The organism is Myxococcus sp. AM010 (genome assembly GCF_013372585.1).
Lineage (GTDB): Bacteria > Myxococcota > Myxococcia > Myxococcales > Myxococcaceae > Myxococcus > Myxococcus vastator.
This window is the reverse complement of sequence record NZ_JABXEO010000198.1, coordinates 1-1890: the sequence shown is the minus strand read 5'-3', so window position 1 is coordinate 1890 and position 1890 is coordinate 1. Positions and strand designations below refer to the sequence as shown.

The window sequence follows — 1890 nt, the reverse complement described above, 5'->3', positions numbered from 1 at the left end:
GCGCCACGGCGGGGGCATCGGGCGTGCGAGCCACCTGCTGCTCGAAGCGCGTGTGGAAGAATCCTCCACGCGGGACATCGGACGCGGTGCTGTTCCAGTCCACCAGCAACTGCTGCTGCTCCACCTCTGTGTGGAGGGGTAGGGTGGCGATGGCCACCTCCGGTGAGAGCACGGCGCGCTCCAGCAGCAACTGGAGGTGGGTGGCCAGCCGCTCCGCCGTGGCGCGCTCGAACAGCTCAGTGCTGTAGGCCAGCGCCCCTTCGTAACCGTCCTGGCCGCGTGACAAGTTCAGGCTCAGCTCGAACAACGTCACACCGGAGTCGTCCACGTCCGCGGGACGCACCGCCAGCTTGGGCAACGCCAGCTCCGGGACCTGGGTGTTCTGGAGCGCGAACATCACCTGGAACAGCGGCGTGCGGCTCAGGTCTCGCGAGGGCTGGAGTTCCTCCACCAGCCGCTCGAAGGGCACGTCCTGGTGCTCGTAGGCCCCCAGCGTGGTGTCGCGCACTTCCGCCAGCAACTGACGAAAGGTCATCGCGGGAGTGACGCGGGCGCGCAGCACCAGTGTGTTGACGAAGAATCCGATGAGGGGCTCGGTCTCCGCGTGGCGCCGGCCGGCGATGGGCGAGCCCACCAGCACGTCATCCTGTCCCGAATGACGGGCGAGGACGGCCTGGAAGGCCGCCAGCAACAACATGAAGGGTGTGACACCTTCACGCTGAGCCAGCACCTCCAACATCACGGAGAGCTCGTGCGTCAGCCGCACCGGAACCGCCGCGCCGTGGTGGCGCAGCACCGCGGGCCGCGGCTTGTCGGTGTGCAACTCCAAAGCATGCGGCGCACCCGCCAGTTGCGTCTTCCACCAGCCGAGCTGCGCCTTCAGCGTCTCGCCCTGGAGCCAGCCGCGCTGCCACACCGCATAGTCGGCGTACTGCACCGGGAGCTCGGGCAGGGCCGCGGGTGTCCCAGCCTGGAAGGCCTCGTAGAGCGAAGTCACCTCACGGACCAGCACGCCCATGGACCAGCCGTCCGAGACGATGTGGTGCAGGCACAGCAGCAAGACGTGCTCGGACGGCTCCAGCTTCAGCAGGGTGACGCGCAGCAGCGGCCCCTCGGAGAGCTTGAACGGCTGCCGCGCATCCTGGGTGGCGCGCTTCAACGCCTCCGCGTCCCGCTGCGCCCGGCCCTGGAGGTCCGAGAGGTCCACCACCTCCACCACCGTGGCGTGCGGCGGGTGGATGACCTGCCGGGGCTCACCGTCCACGGACTGGAACGTGGTGCGGAGCGCTTCGTGCCGCTCCACCAGGGCATTCACGGCGCGCCGCAGGGCCTCGACGTCCAGTGCGCCGGACAACCGCAACGCGGACGGCATGTTGTACGACTCATCCCCCGGCTTGAGCTGGTCCAGGAACCACAGCCGCTGCTGCGCGAAGGAGAGCGGCACCTGGCCGTCCCTCCCAGCGCGCGTCAAGGGTGGGAGCCTGGGACCAGAGGTGGCGGAGGCCAGACGCTCGGCGAGCGCGGCCACGGTGGGGGCCTCGAAGAAGGTCCGGAGGCTCAGCTCCACATCGAAGGCCGCGCGGAGGCGGGCCACGACCTGGGTGGCCAACAGGGAGTGGCCTCCCAGCTCGAAGAAGTTGTCGCGCCGTCCCACGGTGGGAACGCGCAGCAGCTCCTTCCAGACCTCCGCCAGCCGGACTTCCACCGGCGTCGCCGGGGGCTCGGCGTCGCGCGTCAGCGTGAGCTGCGAGGCCTCCGGTGCCGGCAGGGCCTTGCGGTCCACCTTGCCGCTGGGCGTGAGCGGCAAAGACGCCAGTGCCACGAAGGCCGCGGGCACCATGTACTCGGGCAGGCGCTGCTGGAGGTGCTGGCGCAGGGCATCGGCGGAGA

General features: G+C 69.9%; 1 protein-coding gene. It reads right to left on the bottom strand.

Annotated elements, in window-relative coordinates:
* Positions 1–1890, bottom strand: a 1890-nt coding sequence (locus tag HV826_RS36255) for a condensation domain-containing protein (protein ID WP_255217601.1), incomplete at both ends; no start/stop codon positions are given.